This window comes from Photobacterium ganghwense, from assembly GCF_003025595.1.
GTDB lineage: Bacteria > Pseudomonadota > Gammaproteobacteria > Enterobacterales > Vibrionaceae > Photobacterium > Photobacterium ganghwense.
Genome location: NZ_PYMI01000001.1, coordinates 896,977 through 914,130 on the forward strand (window position 1 = coordinate 896,977; position 17,154 = coordinate 914,130).

Below are 17,154 nucleotides of genomic sequence, written 5' to 3' on the forward strand. Positions count from 1 at the left end.
ACTTAACGACTGGCATAGTGCTTGAGCAGGTTTGGCACATCCAAAATGAGGGCAATGTGGCCATCACTGGTAATGGTTGCACCGGCCATTCCCGGCGTTCCTTGCAGCAGTTCGTCAAGCGGCTTGATCACGACTTCTTCCTGACCAATCAGGGTATCCACTACAAAACCGATACGCTGGTGACCAATCTGTACAATCACCACATGGCCGTGGTCACGCTCGCGCGTTGGTGCACCGGCACCGGATAACCAGTCCTGTAGGTAAAACAGCGGAATGGCTTTATCACGCACGATAATGGTGAGCTGGCCATCGACCGTATTAGTCTTACGCAGATCCAGATGAAAAATTTCATTCACGCTTGCCAGCGGTAGCGCAAACGGCTGATTCGCCACGCCGACCATCAAGGTTGGCAGAATGGCCAGCGTCAACGGCACCTTGATGTCAATACGAGTGCCTTTGCCCATCGCCGAATCAATACTGATCGAGCCGTTAAGCTGGCTGATACCGGTTTTCACCACATCCATCCCTACACCACGGCCGGAGATATCGGAAATCTCTTTCTTGGTCGAGAACCCCGGGGCAAAAATCAGGTTGTAGCATTCAGTATCGGTCAGACGCGAGGCTGCATCGGTATCCATCACGCCCCGCTCAACAGCGATGGCGCGTAGCTTATCCGGATCCATACCGCCCCCATCGTCTTCGATGGTCAGCAGAATGTGATCCCCTTCCTGCGAGGCCGCCAGCAGCACGGTACCGATTCGCGGTTTACCGGCTTTTTCACGGACATCCGGCATTTCAATACCATGATCCACCGAGTTACGCACCAGGTGAATCAATGGGTCGGCCAGCGCCTCCACCAGGTTTTTATCCAGATCCGTTTCTTCACCGCGCATTTCAAGCACGATTTCTTTTTTCAGGCTTCGGGCTAAATCCCGTACCACCCGCGGGAAGCGACCAAAGACTTTTTTGATCGGCTGCATACGGGTTTTCATGACTGCGCCCTGCAGATCCGCAGTAACCACATCCAGGTTCGCGACCGCTTTCGACATTTCTTCGTCGTTGCTGTTCAGCCCCAGACTGACCAAGCGGTTACGTACCAGCACCAGCTCACCAACCATGTTCATGATGGTATCCAGGGTCGAGGTATCTACCCGAACCGTGGCATCAGACGATTTAGCTTTCTCTTTGGCACCCGCAGCAGGCTTCGCCATTCGGGTTTCAGCAACCGCCGGTTTTTCTGCCGTGGCAGCGCGTGCAACAGCCACCGGAGCCGCATTATTTTGAGCGAAGTCCTGTACTGAGCTCTGTGCCGGGTTCGGCGCAGAATTCACCGCCTCCGCAGGCTCAGTAGCGGAAGTGTGGCTTTCCTCAATCATCTGAGCGACGGGCTTAGTTGCCATTTCCAGCTCTTCCGCCGTCGGGCCTTTGCCCACACCGTGCAGCTCATCCAACAAACGTTCAAATTCATCGTCGGTCATCAGGTCATCGGCATTGCCTGATGCCATGCCAGACGCACTGTGTGGTGTCTGTACTGAACCGCTAGTTGCAGCAGCGTTAGCCGCCAGAGTCGCGGATGGATGACCCTGCGGAGACAGCGAGGCAGCCGTGTCAGCACTAGCTGAAAATTCACTGTTGCCAGGGCCTTTACCGACGCCGTGCAACTCATCCAGCAGGCGCTCAAATTCATCGTCGGTGATATCTCCGCTGTCAGACTGAATCTGGCTGACAATATCCTTGCCCGCATCAGCCACTGCGTTGTTGGCCGGGCTGGTATCGACAGACGGGCCACAACCCACGCCATGGAGTTCATCAAGTAGACGCTCAAACTCGTCCTGGGTAATGTCGTCCACCGAGTTACCGGCAATAGCAGAAGTATTCTCGCTCCCACCTTGCGGGCCGGACGGCATCACTGACTGGCTGTCAGGCTGAACGACCGCTTGAACAACAGACGCTTCCGGTGCCATTACCGGGATGTCTTCAACAACTGGAGCCGGTTGTTCAACTGGTGCCGCCGCCTGTGCCAGCTCTTCAGCTGTCGGTGGCTGACTGAAACGGTGCAGCGAGTCCAGCAAGGCCGGATCAGCAGGGTCAATCGGCTCGCGATCCTGCACCTGACCAAACATCACGTTAATGGTATCGAGTGCTTCAAGGATCACGTCCATCAGCTCAGGCGTCACACTGCGCTTCCCTGTGCGCAGCAAGTCGAAGATATTCTCAGCCCCGTGACACGCTTCAACCAGCTCAGTCAGAGACAGGAAGCCAGCGCCACCTTTCACGGTATGGAATCCGCGGAAAATCGCATTGAGCAGATCCGTATCCTCCGGACTCCGCTCCAGCTCAACCAGCTGCTCAGACAGCAGCTCCAGGATTTCCCCGGCTTCAATCAAAAAGTCCTGCAGGATATCTTCGTCTAAATCAAAGCTCATATCATTCCCCTAAAATCCTAGGCTCGATAGCAGGTCGTCGACATCGTCCTGGCTAGACATTACATCCTCACGGACTTCGCTGTTGACAATCGGGCCTTCCGGCGAAAGCTTGCGAGCTTCGCGTAGTGCCTCTGTTCTGTCTTCGCTTTCCATGTCAAAAGCTTTAAGAATTTCAACCAGCTGGTCTTCAACTTCGTGAACCAGTTCAATAACCCGGCGAATAATCTGCCCGGTCAGATCCTGGAAATCCTGAGCCATAAGAATTTCTGTGAGTTGGCTGCGCAGAATGGTGCTGTCACTCTCGACCTGAGTGAGCAAACCGTCGATATCGTGGCAGAGCGACTTAAATTCAGCCAATGCAATCTGCCCGCCCATCAGGCGCTGCCATCGTGGATGTACCTGTTGTAAGGTGTCCCCCAGCCGTTCCGCCAACGGCTGAATGCTGTCAACGGCATCCATGGTTTTGTTTGCCGCCTGCTCCGTTTTATCGATGACAAAGGTCAGTCGATCACGGGCATCGGGGATTTCCGTTTTTGCTAAGTCATTAATGCGGGGATCAAGGCGGAAATTTGCCAGCGAATCGTGCAACTGACGTGTCAGTTTGCCGACTTCAGCGTAAACCGGATCGCGATTATCAGCTACCAAACGGTTCAGCAGCGCATTCGCGTCTTCCTGGTTACCCTGTTCAAGCAGGCTGACAAGCTGTTTTGCCTGATCAAGTGTAATCATTATTGTAATTATCCTTTAGCGCACGACACGATTACTGCATACGTTCGAAGATTTTTTCCAATTTCTCTTTCAGTGTTGCAGCAGTAAATGGCTTAACGATGTAACCATTCACACCCGCCTGAGCGGCTTCAATGATCTGTTCGCGCTTGGCTTCCGCCGTGATCATCAGTACCGGCAAATGCTTCAGTTCAGCATCGGCACGGATATGTTTCAGCAGGTCAATTCCCTGCATGCCCGGCATATTCCAGTCGGTCACGACAAAGTCAAAGCCACCTTTTTTCAGCATCGGTAGCGCAGTCAATCCATCATCCGCCTCCTGGGTGTTGTTAAAGCCCAGGTCACGCAGCAAATTCTTTACGATACGGCGCATTGTCGAAAAATCGTCGACAATGAGGATTTTCATGTTTTTATTCAAAGTTGCCTCCACTGAGGTCACAGTGTTGTCTCAAATGGTTATTACGTGGTCCACGCGCGTAGCTTGGACCTCAAACGTTGCATTGCCTGACTATGAATCTGGCAAACGCGGGATTCACTGACCCCTATCACAGCGCCAATCTCTTTGAGGTTGAGTTCCTCGTCATAGTAAAGAGAAAGGACCAAGGCTTCTCTCTCAGGCAGGCTTTTGATGGCTTCCACCAGTGACTGACGAAAATTATCATCTACAACCCCCTGAAAGGGAAGATTTTCTTCTAGAGATTCCTCATTCGCCACCGCATCTTCGGAGACCCCGAGGTCTTCCATCCCTATCAGGCGACCACAATTAACATCATTTAAAGCCTGGTGGTACTGTTCGAGTGTCATTTCGAGATATGCGGCAATCTCCTGATCATTGGGGTCCCGCCGCAGTTCCCCTTCCAGCGCCGCTATCGCTTCGCTGATTCGCCGGCTGTTTTTGTACACAGAGCGTGGTACCCAATCGCCGCGACGAATGTCGTCTAGCATGGCCCCGCGAATCCGGATCCCGGCGAACGTTTCGAAACTCGCGCCTTTGGTCGGGTCATAGTTCTGCTGGGCTTCCAGCAGGCCTATCATGCCGGCCTGAATCAGGTCTTCCAGCTGTACATTCGGGGGCAGGCGCCCCATCAAATGGTGGGCAATGCGTTTCACCAACGGCGAATAGCGCTCAATAAAGGCATGCGGGCTCTGCTGATACTGGCCATATGGCATTGCCTTAGGATTCACTGAGCGGCACCTCTTGACGTGAGCTTCGGATCAGTAGCTTTTCAACAAAGAACTCAACGTGTCCGCCCGGGCATGCCGGAACCGGCCAGCTCAGGGCTTTGTTTGACAATGAGGTAAAGGCCAGCGCCGCCGGGCTGCGCGGAAAGGCTTCCACGACCACCTTCTGACGTTTCACGGCCTGACGCACCCGATCGTCAAGTGGGATACAAGCTACCAGCTCCAGGTTCGCACGCAGAAAACGCTCCGACACCCGGGTCAGTTTGGCAAACAGATCGCGCCCTTCACGGTAACTGCGGACCATATTCGCCACAATTTTGAAGCGCTGGACATCGTATTCGCGGCTGAGAATCTTAATCAGGGCGTAGGCATCGGTAATCGACGTAGGCTCATCGCATACCACCACCAGCACATCCTGCGCGGCCCGAGAGAAACTCAGTACCATGTCGGAAATACCGGCTGCGGTATCAATCAGCAGCACATCAATGTCATCTTCCAAGGTACTGAACGCCCGAATCAATCCGGTGTGCTGAGCCGGAGTCAGCTCTGCCATGGTTTGTGTTCCGGAAGAAGCCGGGACAATTTTCACCCCGTACGGGCCTTCAACGATGATGTCTTTCAGGTCGCAGACACCGGCCAGTACGTGGGACAAATTTCGTACGGCACGCAATCCCAGCATAACGTCCACGTTTGCCAACCCGAGGTCGGCGTCCAGCACCATGACGCGCTTACCCTGACGGGCCATCGCAATTGCCATGTTCAGAGTGACATTGGTTTTGCCTACTCCCCCTTTACCGCCAGTAACTGTAATGACTTTGGTAGAGGTTAACTGTGTCATACGGCGTAAACCGCTCGCTTGATCGTACATGCTGTTCTCAATCATAAAAGTCCGCCGCCAGATTCTCGGAGCTGTCACTCGTCCAAAAGTGGGATTGCTGGCTTAACTCTTGTTCTAGTAGTTCATTTGCCCGTGCAACCAGGTAATTGCCTGTTGCGACCTTAATATCTTCCGGTACCCGCTGGCCGTCTGCCAGGTAGGCAATCGGCAGCGCATGCTGAATCGCCATACAGATGACTTCACCGAGGCTCAGTGATTCGTCCAGCTTGGTCAGTACGCAGCCTGACAACGGAATACGCCGGAAATGTTCAATCGTTTCGTGAAGCACCCGACGCTGTGCGGTGGCCGGTAGCACCAGGAAACTGCGAATTTGCGAACCGCTGTTGTGCATCAGGGTATCCAACTGCTCTGACAGACGGATATCACGCTGTCCCATGCCTGCGGTATCCAGCAGAACCAGGCGGCGATGACGTAACTGATGAAGTATATCGGCCAGTTCCTCGGCATCTTTAGCCACGCGTACCGGACACCCCATAATGCGTCCGTACGTCGCCAGCTGTTCGTGGGCACCGATCCGGAATGTGTCTGTCGTAACCAGCGCGATCTGATCCGGACCAAACTCCATTGCCGCGCGGGCGGCCAGTTTGGCTATCGTCGTGGTTTTGCCGACGCCGGTCGGGCCCAGCAGGGCAACCACCCCACCGGTTTCCAGAATACAGTCGTCGGTGGTAATAATTTGATCCGACAGCAACTCCAGTAGCGCTGGCCAGGCTTCATTAGCAGGCACGTCTTCCGGGATGTAACAGGCCAGCTGATCTGACAATTCAGGTGACAAGCCCATTTTTTCCAGCCGCTTGATCATCATCGCCCGCATCGGTTCACGGCGCTCAACCTCCTGCCACATCAGACCGGAGACCTGATGCTCCAGCAGACGTCGGATGGTCGCCAGCTCGCTGCGCATTGATTCCATCTCATCCTGTTCGTACTGGCTGGCTTTCGGGTCATACCGGGTCGGATCCAGACGATTGCCTTTTTTCGGCGCGGATGAATAGCTGTTCTTCTGACGCTGGCCGCTCAGGGGGTCATAACCACGAGCGTCAGGACGGCGGTACTCGCCGATATCCAGTGCATGGCGCGGTTGATAGCCCTGATGACTGTCTTGACGATGCCCTTCGTGGTGATTGGTATCGCGGCGGTTATTCGCACGGTTAAGGCCACGCGCCATCTGCCCCGGCTCTGACTTCCGACGATCATTGGCCGGAAAGCCGTTCATGCGGCGAGCCTGGGCGTCATCGCCGTAACCCTGACGGAAGGATGACGAGCCGCTCTGCTGCGAGTTCTGACCTGAATACGCGTCACGGGAACCGGCCTGCTGCTTGGACTGCCGATGCAGCAAAGCGGACAGAGAATCCACTTCACTTTGCATCTCATCACCGCTGTCGCCAGCCGATTCACCACCAGCATAGCTGTTGAGCACATTGGCAAAGCGGGATGACGGCTGCTGCAACTGCACTTTATCTTCAGCCAGCTTGCGTTTAGCCTGACCCAGTCGCTCAGCCAATGCATTACGGCTCTGAATCGCTTCCGGTGAAGGCTCGTTTGGCACATCCGTATCCACGGCTGCCACAATCTCAACCCCGCCCGTCACTTTTTTGTTGGACATGATCACGGCATCAGCCCCGAGCTCTTCCTTAACCTGGCTCAGGGCGGCGCGCATATCTTTTGCAAAAAAACGTTTTATTTTCAATCTGATATTCCCGCTTTATCGTGCTATCGTCATGGCTCCTGCCATGCCTCAGACATTCCTTGTCGGGTTCCCGCCCAGTAATAACCGGTACGGGTCAAGATTCATCACTGATTTCCAACGGCACTGACAATACGAATCTGTTTCTCATCCGGAACTTCCTGGTAGGAAAGCACCCGCAGGGAAGGAATGGTATTTTTCACAAATTTCGCCAATGTCGAACGCAGAACTCCGGAGGTCAGCAATACCGCTGGCTCCCCTTTCAGTTCTTGCTGCTGGGTCGCTTCTGTCAGCGAACGCTGCAGACGTTCAGCCAGTCCAGGCTCAATACCGGCAGACTCACCACCGGCAGATTGCATCGTCTGATGCAATATCTGTTCCAACTCAGGAACCAAAGTAATCACTGGCAACTCAGGCTCTATACCATTGATTTCCTGACAAATTAGTCGTTTCAGGCTGATTCGGACTGCTGCGGTCAAGATGTCAGGATCTTGACTCTTCACGGCGTACTCCGACAGAGTCTGAGTAATCGTCCGAATATCACGGATTGGAATACCTTCATGCAGCAGGTTCTGCAGCACTTTCACAACAGTCCCGAGTGACAATTGATCCGGCACAAAGCCTTCCACCAGTTTCGGTGCTGACTGGGACAGCAATTCCAGCAGGTTCTGGACTTCTTCATGTCCCAACAGCTGAGAAGCATTATTGGCCAGGATTTGACTTAAGTGCGTCGCCAGTACCGTGGCTGAGTCCACCACGGTGTAGCCCAGTGCCTGAGCATGCTCACGCTGTGAAACCGTGATCCATACGGCTTCTAGGCCGAACGCCGGATCCGTGGTCGCCTCGCCGTCGATGTGGCCAAAGACCTGGCCCGGATTAATGGCCAGCTCTTTGTTCGGGTGAATATGGGCTTCCCCACAGGCGACGCCCATCAGACTGATACGGTAAGTATTCGGTGGCAGCTCAAGATTATCGCGAATATGAACCGGCGGGATCAGGAAACCAAAGTCCTGCGACAGCTTTTTCCGCACCCCTTTCACCCGGTCCAGCAGCTCGCCACCCTGATCTTTGTCCACCATCGGAATCAGCCGGTAGCCGACTTCCAGCCCAATCACATCAATCGGTTTAACGTCATCCCAGGACAATTCTTTCTGGGGTTGCTGTGTCGGTAAATCAGGCACCGGCGCTTCCGCCTCAGCTTTGGCTGCCGCCTGATCTTTCTTAAGACGCCAGTAAGCAAAGCCGCCAATCATGGCTGACAACAACAGAAAAGGAACATGCGGCATCCCAGGCACTATCCCCATCACAAACAGGATCACGCCGGTAATCACCAGCGCCTGAGGATTGTTGAACATCTGGAAAATCATTTGCTGGCCCATGTCCTCGTCGGTATTTTGACGAGTGACCATCATGGCCGCCCCAATCGATAAAAGCAGAGAGGGGATCTGGGCAACCAGACCATCACCAATGGTCAGCAAACTGTAGATTTGAACGGCATCGCCAAAAGCCAGGCCGTGTTGGCCCATCCCGATGACCAGACCACCGATAATATTGATGAACAGGATCAGAATACCGGCGATGGCATCCCCTTTTACAAACTTTGAGGCACCGTCCATTGAGCCGTAGAAGTCCGCTTCTTTGGTAACCTCCTGACGGCGTGTGCGCGCCTGCTCCTGATCAATCAATCCGGCATTAAGGTCCGCATCAATGGCCATCTGCTTACCCGGCAATGCATCCAGGGTAAAGCGGGCACTAACCTCTGAGATACGACCAGCACCTTTGGTCACGACCATAAAGTTGATAATCATCAGGATCAGGAATACCACCAGACCGACCGCGTAGTTACCGCCAATCACGACCGAGCCAAAGGCATCGATCACCTGACCAGCGGCCCCTTCTCCTTCATGGCCGTACAGCAGCACGACCCGGGTGGATGCCACGTTCAGCGCCAGCCGGAGCAAGGTCGCAATCAGCAGCACGGTCGGAAACGCGGCGAAATCGAGCGGGCGACGGGTATAAACGGTCACCAACAGCACCACCAGTGCCAGTGCAATATTGAAGGAGAATGCCATATCCAGCAGCAGCGGCGGCATCGGCAACACCACCATGGCCAGCGTCGCCAGCACCATCACCGGCGCGCCAATGGCCGGCATCGACTGAAGCCGGGCGAACGGCAATTTCTCAGCAAAAGGTAAAGAAAGTTTCATCAGGTCTGAAAGCTGCTCAGTTGCGCAAGGAATAAACGTGTTTTAATTGAGCAAGTTAGGTACTTGCCCGTATTAAAATGCAATCAAACCTAGCAATATTTATTCCACTTTTAAGTCAAAAAAATGACAGTGGCAACTTTTCGCTTAGTGCCGATACTCCTCCGGAATATTGGCAGCTTCCCGGGACAAGGTCGGTTTTTTACCGCGTCCCTTACGGTATTGTTTCAACTGGAAAATATACGCCAGCACCTGGGCGACAGCGCTGAACAACCCGTCAGGAATTTGTTGCTCCAGCTCCGTGCTGTGATAGAGCGCCCGGGCCAGCGGCGGCGCCGGTACAATATCGATCTTATGTTCATTGGCAATTTCACGGATTTTCAGTGCCAGAAAATCGGTGCCTTTGGCTACCACCACCGGTGCCGTGTCAATATTGGGGTCATAGCGCAGTGCCACGGAAAAGTGCTCCGGGTTCGTGATAACGACATCAGCCTGCGGCACGTCAGCCATCATCCGGCGCTGGGCCATCTCCCGTTGCAGCATCCGAATCCGGCCCTTCACTTCCGGCTTACCTTCGGTTTCCTTGTATTCGTCCTTGACTTCCTGCTTGGTCATTTTCAACTGCTCTTTGTGCTGCCAAATCTGATACGGCACATCAATCGCCACCACGATCAGTAATGAACAACAGATCAGCAGGATAAAGCGCACCAGAATATCCAGCGCATGAAACATGTTCTGCGGGTACACCTCGACCGTCAGCTGGAACAGATCTTCCAGGCTGGCGCGCATCAGAAAGTAAGCCACTCCTGCTACCAGCGAGACTTTGAGGATGGATTTGATCAGTTCGACCAGGCTCTGCTTGCCAAACATCCGCTTGACCCCGCTTATCGGACTCAGCTTGGAAAACTTGGGAGAAGCCGCCTGCATCGAGAAGCTGATCCCCCCCAGTCCGGCCGCCCCGATCCCGGCAGCGAAAAACAGAAACACCAGCACCAGGAACAGCGGCAAGGCGACGTGCGACAGCGCGGCGGTAATCACGACAAACAATCGATTAAGATCAAACACTTCATCGCGGGTCAGGGTAAACATTTTCCCCATCATTTCCGCCAGACTTTTGCCCAGAGACTCGCCGAACCACATCAGCCCGACGGCCCCCGCAACGAGAACAGCAACAGACGCCAGTTCTCTTGAGCGCGGTACCTGCCCTTTCTCCCGCGCCTGCTCAAGCCTTCGGGGCGTGGCGTCTTCGGTACGTTCCTGACCGTCTGATTCTGCCATGGGTTATTTTCTCCGGCTTTGTATTAAGTCAGCCAAGTGGGCTTGATGATGTGATAACACTGTTAGCTGTTAGCAACAGGCCTAACATTCCATCCGGATCAGGCCACAGACTTGATCAACGCCCAGCTCCCAGGTCTGTTCATAGTGGGGAATAATACCGGCGACCAGAAACCAGCTGATCAGCAGCCCCAGCAACAGCGCAAAAGAGAAACCGAGCGAGAAAATATTGAGCTGGGGAGCCGCCCGTGTCATGACCCCGAACGAGAGGTTCACCGTCAACAGGGCAATAATGCCTGCCAGCGACATATTCAGCCCCAGCTTGAACATCAGCCCGAACCAGCCTGCCAGCTCGTAATAATCCTGCGGACGGAGCATCGACTCGCCAATCGGCAGTGTCTGGAAGCTCAAGACCACCAGATTAAGCATCGTCAGATGCCCGTCTGTAGCCAGAAACAGCATGATGGAAAGCATCATGTAAAACTGCCCCAGCACCGGCGTATTCTGGCCATTGGCCGGATCCACCATCGACGCAAAACCGATACTCGACTGCATACCAAGAATCTGCCCCAGCAACACAAACACCTGGGTAATAAACTGGGTCACCAGTCCCATCGCGGCACCGATGACCACCTGCTGTGCGCCAGTCAGGAATCCCTGAAATGACAACAGCTCAATCGTATCCGGTACTTTGGGTAACATCGGCATCACCGCGAAAGTGACCGTCAGTGACAAATAGAGCCGGATTTTAGGAGAGACAAATCGGGCACCGAAAAAACTCATCGCCATCATCATTGATGAGATGCGGGTCAGTGGCCAGAAATAGTTGGCAATCCAGTCAAGCAACAAAGGTGCAGAAAATTGCATCGACCCGCCCCGTCAGTACAGTATCTGCGAAATCTGATCGATAATCCGATAGAAATAATCCATCAGCATCTGAGTCATCATGTGACCAAACAGCATGAGTGCCAGCAGCGTCACGATCAGACGCGGCAAAAAACTCAGGGTCTGTTCGTTGATTGAGGTCGCCGCCTGAAAAACCGCGACCACCAGACCAATCAGCAACCCCGGCACCACAATGGCACTGACCATGATCAGCACCATGTACAGGGCTTCCTGAAATATCTCGACAAACGCTTCCGGCGTCATGTGCCAAAACTCCCCGCCAGCGTCGACAGAATAAGGTTCCAGCCATCCACCAGTACAAACAGCATGAGCTTAAAGGGCAGCGAGACAATCATCGGCGACAGCATCATCATACCCATTGCCATCAGCACCGATGCCACCACCAGATCGATGATCAAAAACGGCAAGAACAGCATGAAGCCAATCTGAAAAGCGGTCTTTAGTTCAGAGGTCACAAAAGCCGGGATCAGCACCGTCATCGGTACTTCCTGCGGGTCTGTGGCCGAAGAGCCTGACATATTGACGAAAGTTTCCAGATCTTTAACCCGGGTTTGCTTGAGCATGAATTGCCGCAGCGGATCCTGCGCCGCTTGCAAAGCCTCAGTCGCGGTCATTTGCTCATTGATATAGGGCTGCACCGCCTCATTATTAATACGATCCAGCACTGGCGACATAATAAAAAAGGTCAGAAACAAAGCAATGCCAATGATGACCTGATTTGAAGGCGTTTGTTGTAACCCCATGGCCTGACGCAGAATCGACATCACCACCACAATGCGGGTAAACGAGGTCATCAGAATGACGATCGCCGGCAAAAAGCCGAGCGCCGTCATCAGAGCCAGAATTTGCAGGGTCACCGAGTAATCTTCGCTGCCGTCAGGATTAACCGTAACCGAGAAAGCCGGGATACCGCTGCCGCCCCCTTTACTGAGCACCATCTTGGTTGAACCCGCCTCACTCTGCATTTCGCTGACAGTGACACTACTGGCAGCCGTGCCGGTATCGCCTTGCGCTGCCCATGCCATCGGTGTGACAAACATTGCGAAACAAAGCGAAAAAACCGCCAGAGCGGCGGCAATCCAATTATTTTTTCTCATCTTTTTTTAACAGCCTGCTGAGGTGACGGGCAAACTCGCCACTCCCCTGCATCTCATCCGTTGCGATAGGCGTATCCAGTTTCCCCAGCATCGAGATATTCTGTTGCGTCACTCCCACCAGCATCTGCTCATCACCCACCTGCAGCAGCACGATGCGTTCACGCTGTCCGACCGGTAGCTGACGCAGTACCCGCAGGGTTCGGTCACCACCCTGCATACCCGGCAATTTCATGCGTTTGAGTAACCAGGCCAACAACACGATAATGACCAAGACCAGTATCAAGGAAGCCAGGGTCGTTGCGATATTGAGTTCCGGCGCCGTACCTGCAGCCATCGCCGGGCCTGCGCCCAGCAATCCATAACACAGAGCTACCCCATAACACAGGCCTAATCCGACCTGAGCTAAACGCTTTTGATGCACACTCATCAGCGCAGCTTCTTAATGCGTTCAGTTTGGCTGATCACGTCGGTCAGACGGATACCGAACTTGTCGTTGACGACAACCACTTCGCCGTGAGCAATCAGTGTCCCGTTGACCATCACATCCAGTGACTCACCAGCTACCCGGTCCAATTCCACAACCGACCCCTGGTTCAGCTGAAGCAGGTTACGGATGCTGATCTGAGTACGGCCGACTTCCATCGAAATCGTGACCGGAATATCCAGAATGGTATCCAGTTTACGGCGCTCATCGTCACCAATCGGTCTCGATTCGTCAGTCAGTTCTTCCAGCGGTGCTGGCTGAGCATCATCTTCGGCACCCGCCTGTTCGGCCAGCGCAGCAGCCCAATCATCGGCAATTTGTTGATCATTCTGAGACATGGCTTTTACCTATCATTATCGTTGTCGTCACTGTCTAGGTTCAGCAGTGCCGTACCTAATTCATTTCGGTCCAGGAAGGCCAGATCGCTCTTCACCATATCAGGACGTTTCAGTTTCTCGGTGATTTTGAGGGCGATGTTTTCCCCTGATTTCCCCATCTTGGCGCGATAGGTTGGCAGGTCTTCCACAAACACCGTGGCATGTTCCGGCATATCAATCGGGATAATATCGCCCGGCTGAAGCTCCATCAGGTCGCGCAGTGTCAGCTCGACATCCAGCAGCTTGGCCCGCATATTCACCGGTACATCCATAATTTCGTCACGCAGCGCTTTGCTCCAGCGCACGTCAGTATCCATCTTGTCACTTTGTACACCGGCATCAAGCAACTCACGGATTGGCTCGACCATGGAGTACGGCATCACGACATGAAAATCACCGCCGCCACCATCAACTTCAATGTGGAAGGAGCTGACAACAATCACTTCCGTCGGGCTGACAATGTTGGCCATGGTCGGGTTCACTTCAGAGTCCAGGTATTCGAACTCCACCCCCATCACCGGAGACCATGCTTCGCGGTAGTCTTCAAACACCAGCTTCAGCAGCATCTGTACGATACGTCGCTCGGTCGGGGTAAACTCCCGCCCTTCGATCTTGGCGTGAAAACGGCCGTCGCCCCCGAAGAAGTTCTCGACCAGGATGAAAACCAGCCGGGCCTCCATGGTGATCAGTGCCGTTCCTTTCAGCGGCCGGAACCGCACCATATTCAGGCTGGTCGGGACATACAGGGTATTCTGATACTCACCAAACTTGAGCATCTGTACCCCGTTAATAGAGACTTCCGCCGTTTTTCGCAGCATGTTGAACAGGCTGATCCGCATATGACGGGCAAAACGTTCATTGATCAGCTCAAGCGTCGGCATCCGCCCGCGGACAATACGGTCCTGCGAGGAAAAATCAAACGAGATGACCCCGGCTTCATCCTGGCCATCATCGTCGTCATCAACGTCATCGACCCCGTGCAACAGGGCATCAATTTCATCCTGCGTTAATAAATCGCTCACTTTATACCTACTGCATTACAAAACCAGTGAACAGGACTCGCTCAACAGACTGTCTGCCAGCGACTTTAATCATGGCATCCTGAACGGCTGTCAGTGCTTGCTGACGCAGATCAATACGGCCATTCGGAGTACGTAACTGTTCAACCGTTGCCGCACTGAAGGTCTGCAACAACGTGCTTTCAATCAATGGAATGTGCTGTTTGGTGGCCGCTTCGTTCTCGTCGCCGCGAACCATTAACTGGACTTTCACCTGAACCAGGCGATCTCGCTTGTCACCCGTTACATTGAAAATGAACGGCTGAGGAAGAATCACATAATACGCGGACTCTTTAGCTCCCGGTGCCGCACTTTCCTGAGGCTTTGCGACTTCCTGTTCAGGGGTATCCTCACCGCCGAACATGAACCAGGCCCCGGCCCCGCCGCCAGCCAATAGCACCACGGCCAGAGCTATGATCACAAACAGTTTTTTCTTGCTGCCACCGTTAAGGTCTTCCGCCATTGCGTTTGATTCCTTTTCTTATTCTTGTCGCCCGAGCCAGTCTACCAAACTCTGTGCTCAGGCATAATAATCGACGCCGTCTTTCTTCTGGCTCATCCACAGTTCTGTCACATCACCGTCCGAACCCTGCCCGGGGTCAGTTCCGCCCGCCGTCATCATTCCGTTGCCGGAAGACTGCTCTTGCTGATGAAACTGGCCGCCATTCTGCCCGGCGCTATCTTGCTGAACAGAGCCCTGAGCCAGTTGGACGCCCTGCTGACCCAGCAATTCCCGGAGTCGTGGCATGGCTTGCTCCACCAGATCACGGGTCTGCGAATTGGCGACGGTAAAATGCACCGAAGCCTGATCCTGGTTGAGCGACAATTTAATGTGCAGTTTTCCCAACTCCGGTGGATCAAGGCGAATGTCGATCTGCTTTAAGTTCTTGGCCATCATCATTTGCACCTGATCAGCCAGTTTGTCACCGGCCTGATCTTTATGCAGCTGAATAGCTGGGGCAGAGGCGGTATTTTCAGCTTTATTCGCTGCCAGCAAAGGGGCGCTCTGCCCCTGATGTGTCCGCCCGGCAGCGTCATCCGCTTTGTGATCACCGGTCAGTTCATCCAGCCCGCCCTGGCTGATTTGAGATGACAATGCATGAGTCCCTTTCAGGCTTTCAAGGCCTACCGCCTCAGACTCTCCGTCTTGGGTCGTCGCACCTGTCAGGAGTGTCGATTTACCGTCACCCCCAGACAAACGGGAAGCCATCAATGCTGACAGTGGGGAATCTGTGCCAGTCAAAATTCCGGCACTTTTCTGACCATCGGGTTTCACCCCGTCTTTGCCGCCATCAGCCCATGGCGGCAACTCTTTGCCATTTGCCTCTTTGATGGTCGACAAAGCAGTCTGCGCTAAACTCGCATCATCCGCCTGATCTGCCTCACCGTCACTCAACTGAGCATGAGCGGCAGATAAGCGCGCCAGCAGTGCATCGCCTTCACTCATCCACTTTTTCGCCCCGGATGCACCGGAAAATGCTTTATCAGAAATAACGGCATCGGTAACGGCTTTATCTGAACCTGCTTTATCAGCAGAATCAGCAGCCTTCGTTATAGGTGCCGCTTGGGCAAAACCCATCAGTGAAGAAATAGCAGCCCCATCCACCTTATCCTCAGAAGCTTCATCGACGTTGTCCGACTCCGCGACATGGGACGCGGAGAGCGCTACATCGTTAGCGGTCGGCGAATGGCCGGCTGACATGATGGCATCGCCCTCATCGTCAGGCTGAACAGACCCAGCCGTTTGTTCTGAAAGGGATTTATCAGCTATTTCTGCACTGTCATCGTCCCCTTTTTCAGCCAACACCGATCCCTTTGAAGAGCCGGCGAACACACCGGCTTCGCCAGATGATGCGGTGCCAGACAGTTCGGTTGCCGCAGAGCGGGTGACGGAATCCGCTTTTTCTGCTCCGACAGCCACTTCTTCCCCGGCCTGAGAGCCCGGTTGTGTGGACTGAGACGCGGTGCGACTCGTCTCTGATTGTTTTCCGGCACCCTGACCATCAGCAGCTAGGGGCTGTTTTGCCACAAGCGACTTTGCCGATGATGGTTTTTCCGAAGACGGGGCATGACGATTCGCCTGATCCAATACCTCAGAAAAGGCTGCTGAAGAAGCAGGAGTCGTCGCTGTTTCTCTCCCCTGGGCACGCAAAGGCGCTGCGGCAATAGGAGTTGACGAAGGTAAAACCTGACTTTTAGTCGGCTCTGGCGTGAGTAAGCGAGATACAGTCATAATCGGCTCTGGTGTGCTGTGCTTGCCAAAATAGACAAGTCAAAATCACGACAATTCATAACGGGTATACAAGCAAGAATTGCACCAGTTTTTTGCCATCTCTCTGACGGCCTGACAGGTAACCCGATACCGGATCAGGTTAACGCTGATTGGTCATCCGACGGGCGAATTGCAGAGTGGCAAACTCATCCATCAGCTTCTGCTCCTGGCGATCCAAACGCTGCTGGCGCTCCGTTTGCTTTTTATCCAGCAGCCATTCAATGGAGCGCCGCTGTTTTCGGACTTCATTCCATTGCTCAGAGCTTCGGGTAATTTGATGATCAAAGTGGTGACCGGCGGCTTTTTGCCGCGACAGGGTTTCATCCAACTGGCTGAGAAACTTTTGCAAATGACTGTAGGAGCTGGCTGTCAGCCCCTGCATTCCGCGCTCCGACAGCTGTCGGCTGTAATCCAGCCGGTATTGCTCGATCTGCTGCAGCTGGCGAAGGTAATTTTCCTTCTCCAACCGCGCCTGGTGTAAGGCTGTCGCGGCTTTTTGCTCATCGTCTTTGGCTCGCTCCAATAAGAGCGCCAGGGCTTGTTCAGACATGGTCAGATTCCTAGG

General features: G+C 53.9%; 16 protein-coding genes and 1 pseudogene. All 17 read right to left on the reverse strand.

The genetic code is table 11. The features are described from left to right. Positions 1-2: 2 nt before the first annotated feature. The gene (locus C9I92_RS03875) at positions 3-2,426 is read right to left on the reverse strand and encodes a chemotaxis protein CheA (RefSeq protein ID WP_047883824.1); all 2,424 of its coding nucleotides are present in this window, start codon (positions 2,424-2,426) and stop codon (positions 3-5) included. A gap of 9 nt (positions 2,427-2,435) precedes the next feature. After that, entirely contained in the window at positions 2,436-3,155 is a 720-nt protein-coding gene (locus C9I92_RS03880) for a protein phosphatase CheZ (RefSeq protein ID WP_047883825.1), read from the reverse strand. Positions 3,156-3,186: 31 nt separating this feature from the next. Further along, positions 3,187-3,558 (reverse strand): chemotaxis response regulator CheY, encoded by a 372-nt coding sequence (cheY, locus tag C9I92_RS03885; protein WP_047883826.1) that lies wholly within the window; start codon positions 3,556-3,558, stop codon positions 3,187-3,189. Positions 3,559-3,611: 53 nt separating this feature from the next. Continuing rightward, positions 3,612-4,322 carry an RNA polymerase sigma factor FliA gene (locus C9I92_RS03890; RefSeq protein WP_047883827.1) on the reverse strand — a complete coding sequence of 237 codons (711 nt, stop codon included), beginning with the start codon at positions 4,320-4,322 and terminating at the stop codon, positions 3,612-3,614. A 4-nt stretch (positions 4,323-4,326) separates the two neighbouring features. Continuing rightward, positions 4,327-5,217, reverse strand: a complete 891-nt coding sequence (locus C9I92_RS03895; protein WP_047883828.1) for a MinD/ParA family protein — start codon at positions 5,215-5,217, stop codon at positions 4,327-4,329. Beyond that, complete coding sequence (gene flhF, locus C9I92_RS03900) at positions 5,210-6,919, reverse strand: flagellar biosynthesis GTPase FlhF (RefSeq protein ID WP_047883829.1); 1,710 nt, start codon at positions 6,917-6,919, stop codon at positions 5,210-5,212. Before flhF ends, C9I92_RS03895 begins: the two co-directional genes overlap by 8 nt. A 104-nt stretch (positions 6,920-7,023) precedes the next feature. Then, the gene (gene flhA, locus C9I92_RS03905; protein WP_047883830.1) at positions 7,024-9,123 is read right to left on the reverse strand and encodes a flagellar biosynthesis protein FlhA; all 2,100 of its coding nucleotides are present in this window, start codon (positions 9,121-9,123) and stop codon (positions 7,024-7,026) included. A 144-nt stretch (positions 9,124-9,267) separates the two neighbouring features. After that, complete coding sequence (flhB, locus tag C9I92_RS03910) at positions 9,268-10,398, reverse strand: flagellar biosynthesis protein FlhB (RefSeq protein ID WP_047883831.1); 1,131 nt, start codon at positions 10,396-10,398, stop codon at positions 9,268-9,270. Positions 10,399-10,479: 81 nt separating this feature from the next. Continuing rightward, positions 10,480-11,262, reverse strand: coding sequence for a flagellar biosynthetic protein FliR (fliR, locus tag C9I92_RS03915; RefSeq protein ID WP_047883832.1), 783 nt, complete (start codon positions 11,260-11,262; stop codon positions 10,480-10,482). 12 nt (positions 11,263-11,274) lie between these two features. Further along, positions 11,275-11,544, reverse strand: a complete 270-nt coding sequence (gene fliQ / locus C9I92_RS03920) for a flagellar biosynthesis protein FliQ (RefSeq protein WP_047883833.1) — start codon at positions 11,542-11,544, stop codon at positions 11,275-11,277. Continuing rightward, complete coding sequence (fliP, locus tag C9I92_RS03925; protein ID WP_047883834.1) at positions 11,541-12,398, reverse strand: flagellar type III secretion system pore protein FliP; 858 nt, start codon at positions 12,396-12,398, stop codon at positions 11,541-11,543. Before fliP ends, fliQ begins: the two co-directional genes overlap by 4 nt. After that, positions 12,385-12,825, reverse strand: a complete 441-nt coding sequence (fliO, locus tag C9I92_RS03930; RefSeq protein ID WP_047883835.1) for a flagellar biosynthetic protein FliO — start codon at positions 12,823-12,825, stop codon at positions 12,385-12,387. Before fliO ends, fliP begins: the two co-directional genes overlap by 14 nt. Next, positions 12,825-13,220, reverse strand: a complete 396-nt coding sequence (gene fliN, locus C9I92_RS03935; RefSeq protein ID WP_047883836.1) for a flagellar motor switch protein FliN — start codon at positions 13,218-13,220, stop codon at positions 12,825-12,827. The genes fliO and fliN overlap by 1 nt, the downstream gene beginning before the upstream one ends. Before the next feature lie 5 nt (positions 13,221-13,225). Continuing rightward, on the reverse strand, positions 13,226-14,281 hold the full coding sequence (fliM, locus tag C9I92_RS03940; protein WP_047883837.1) for a flagellar motor switch protein FliM: 1,056 nt from the start codon (positions 14,279-14,281) through the stop codon (positions 13,226-13,228). Positions 14,282-14,288: 7 nt separating this feature from the next. Beyond that, a pseudogene (gene fliL / locus C9I92_RS03945) lies at positions 14,289-14,798 on the reverse strand (flagellar basal body-associated protein FliL); the annotation flags it as partial. Between the two features lie 39 nt (positions 14,799-14,837). Continuing rightward, entirely contained in the window at positions 14,838-16,550 is a 1,713-nt protein-coding gene (locus C9I92_RS03950; protein WP_047883839.1) for a flagellar hook-length control protein FliK, read from the reverse strand. Between the two features lie 139 nt (positions 16,551-16,689). Continuing rightward, positions 16,690-17,139 carry a flagellar export protein FliJ gene (gene fliJ, locus C9I92_RS03955; RefSeq protein ID WP_047883840.1) on the reverse strand — a complete coding sequence of 150 codons (450 nt, stop codon included), beginning with the start codon at positions 17,137-17,139 and terminating at the stop codon, positions 16,690-16,692. Between the last annotated feature and the right edge of the window lie 15 nt (positions 17,140-17,154).

Coding starts and splice junctions, on each gene's coding strand:
- C9I92_RS03875 (WP_047883824.1), bottom strand. CDS start 2,426: ATGAGCTTTGATTTAGACGAAGATATCCTGCAGGACTTTTTGATTGAA.
- C9I92_RS03880 (WP_047883825.1), bottom strand. CDS start 3,155: ATGATTACACTTGATCAGGCAAAACAGCTTGTCAGCCTGCTTGAACAG.
- cheY (WP_047883826.1), bottom strand. CDS start 3,558: ATGAAAATCCTCATTGTCGACGATTTTTCGACAATGCGCCGTATCGTA.
- C9I92_RS03890 (WP_047883827.1), bottom strand. CDS start 4,322: ATGCCATATGGCCAGTATCAGCAGAGCCCGCATGCCTTTATTGAGCGC.
- C9I92_RS03895 (WP_047883828.1), bottom strand. CDS start 5,217: ATGATTGAGAACAGCATGTACGATCAAGCGAGCGGTTTACGCCGTATG.
- flhA (WP_047883830.1), bottom strand. CDS start 9,123: ATGAAACTTTCTTTACCTTTTGCTGAGAAATTGCCGTTCGCCCGGCTT.
- flhB (WP_047883831.1), bottom strand. CDS start 10,398: ATGGCAGAATCAGACGGTCAGGAACGTACCGAAGACGCCACGCCCCGA.
- fliR (WP_047883832.1), bottom strand. CDS start 11,262: ATGCAATTTTCTGCACCTTTGTTGCTTGACTGGATTGCCAACTATTTC.
- fliQ (WP_047883833.1), bottom strand. CDS start 11,544: ATGACGCCGGAAGCGTTTGTCGAGATATTTCAGGAAGCCCTGTACATG.
- fliP (WP_047883834.1), bottom strand. CDS start 12,398: ATGAGAAAAAATAATTGGATTGCCGCCGCTCTGGCGGTTTTTTCGCTT.
- fliO (WP_047883835.1), bottom strand. CDS start 12,825: ATGAGTGTGCATCAAAAGCGTTTAGCTCAGGTCGGATTAGGCCTGTGT.
- fliN (WP_047883836.1), bottom strand. CDS start 13,220: ATGTCTCAGAATGATCAACAAATTGCCGATGATTGGGCTGCTGCGCTG.
- C9I92_RS03950 (WP_047883839.1), bottom strand. CDS start 16,550: ATGACTGTATCTCGCTTACTCACGCCAGAGCCGACTAAAAGTCAGGTT.
- fliJ (WP_047883840.1), bottom strand. CDS start 17,139: ATGTCTGAACAAGCCCTGGCGCTCTTATTGGAGCGAGCCAAAGACGAT.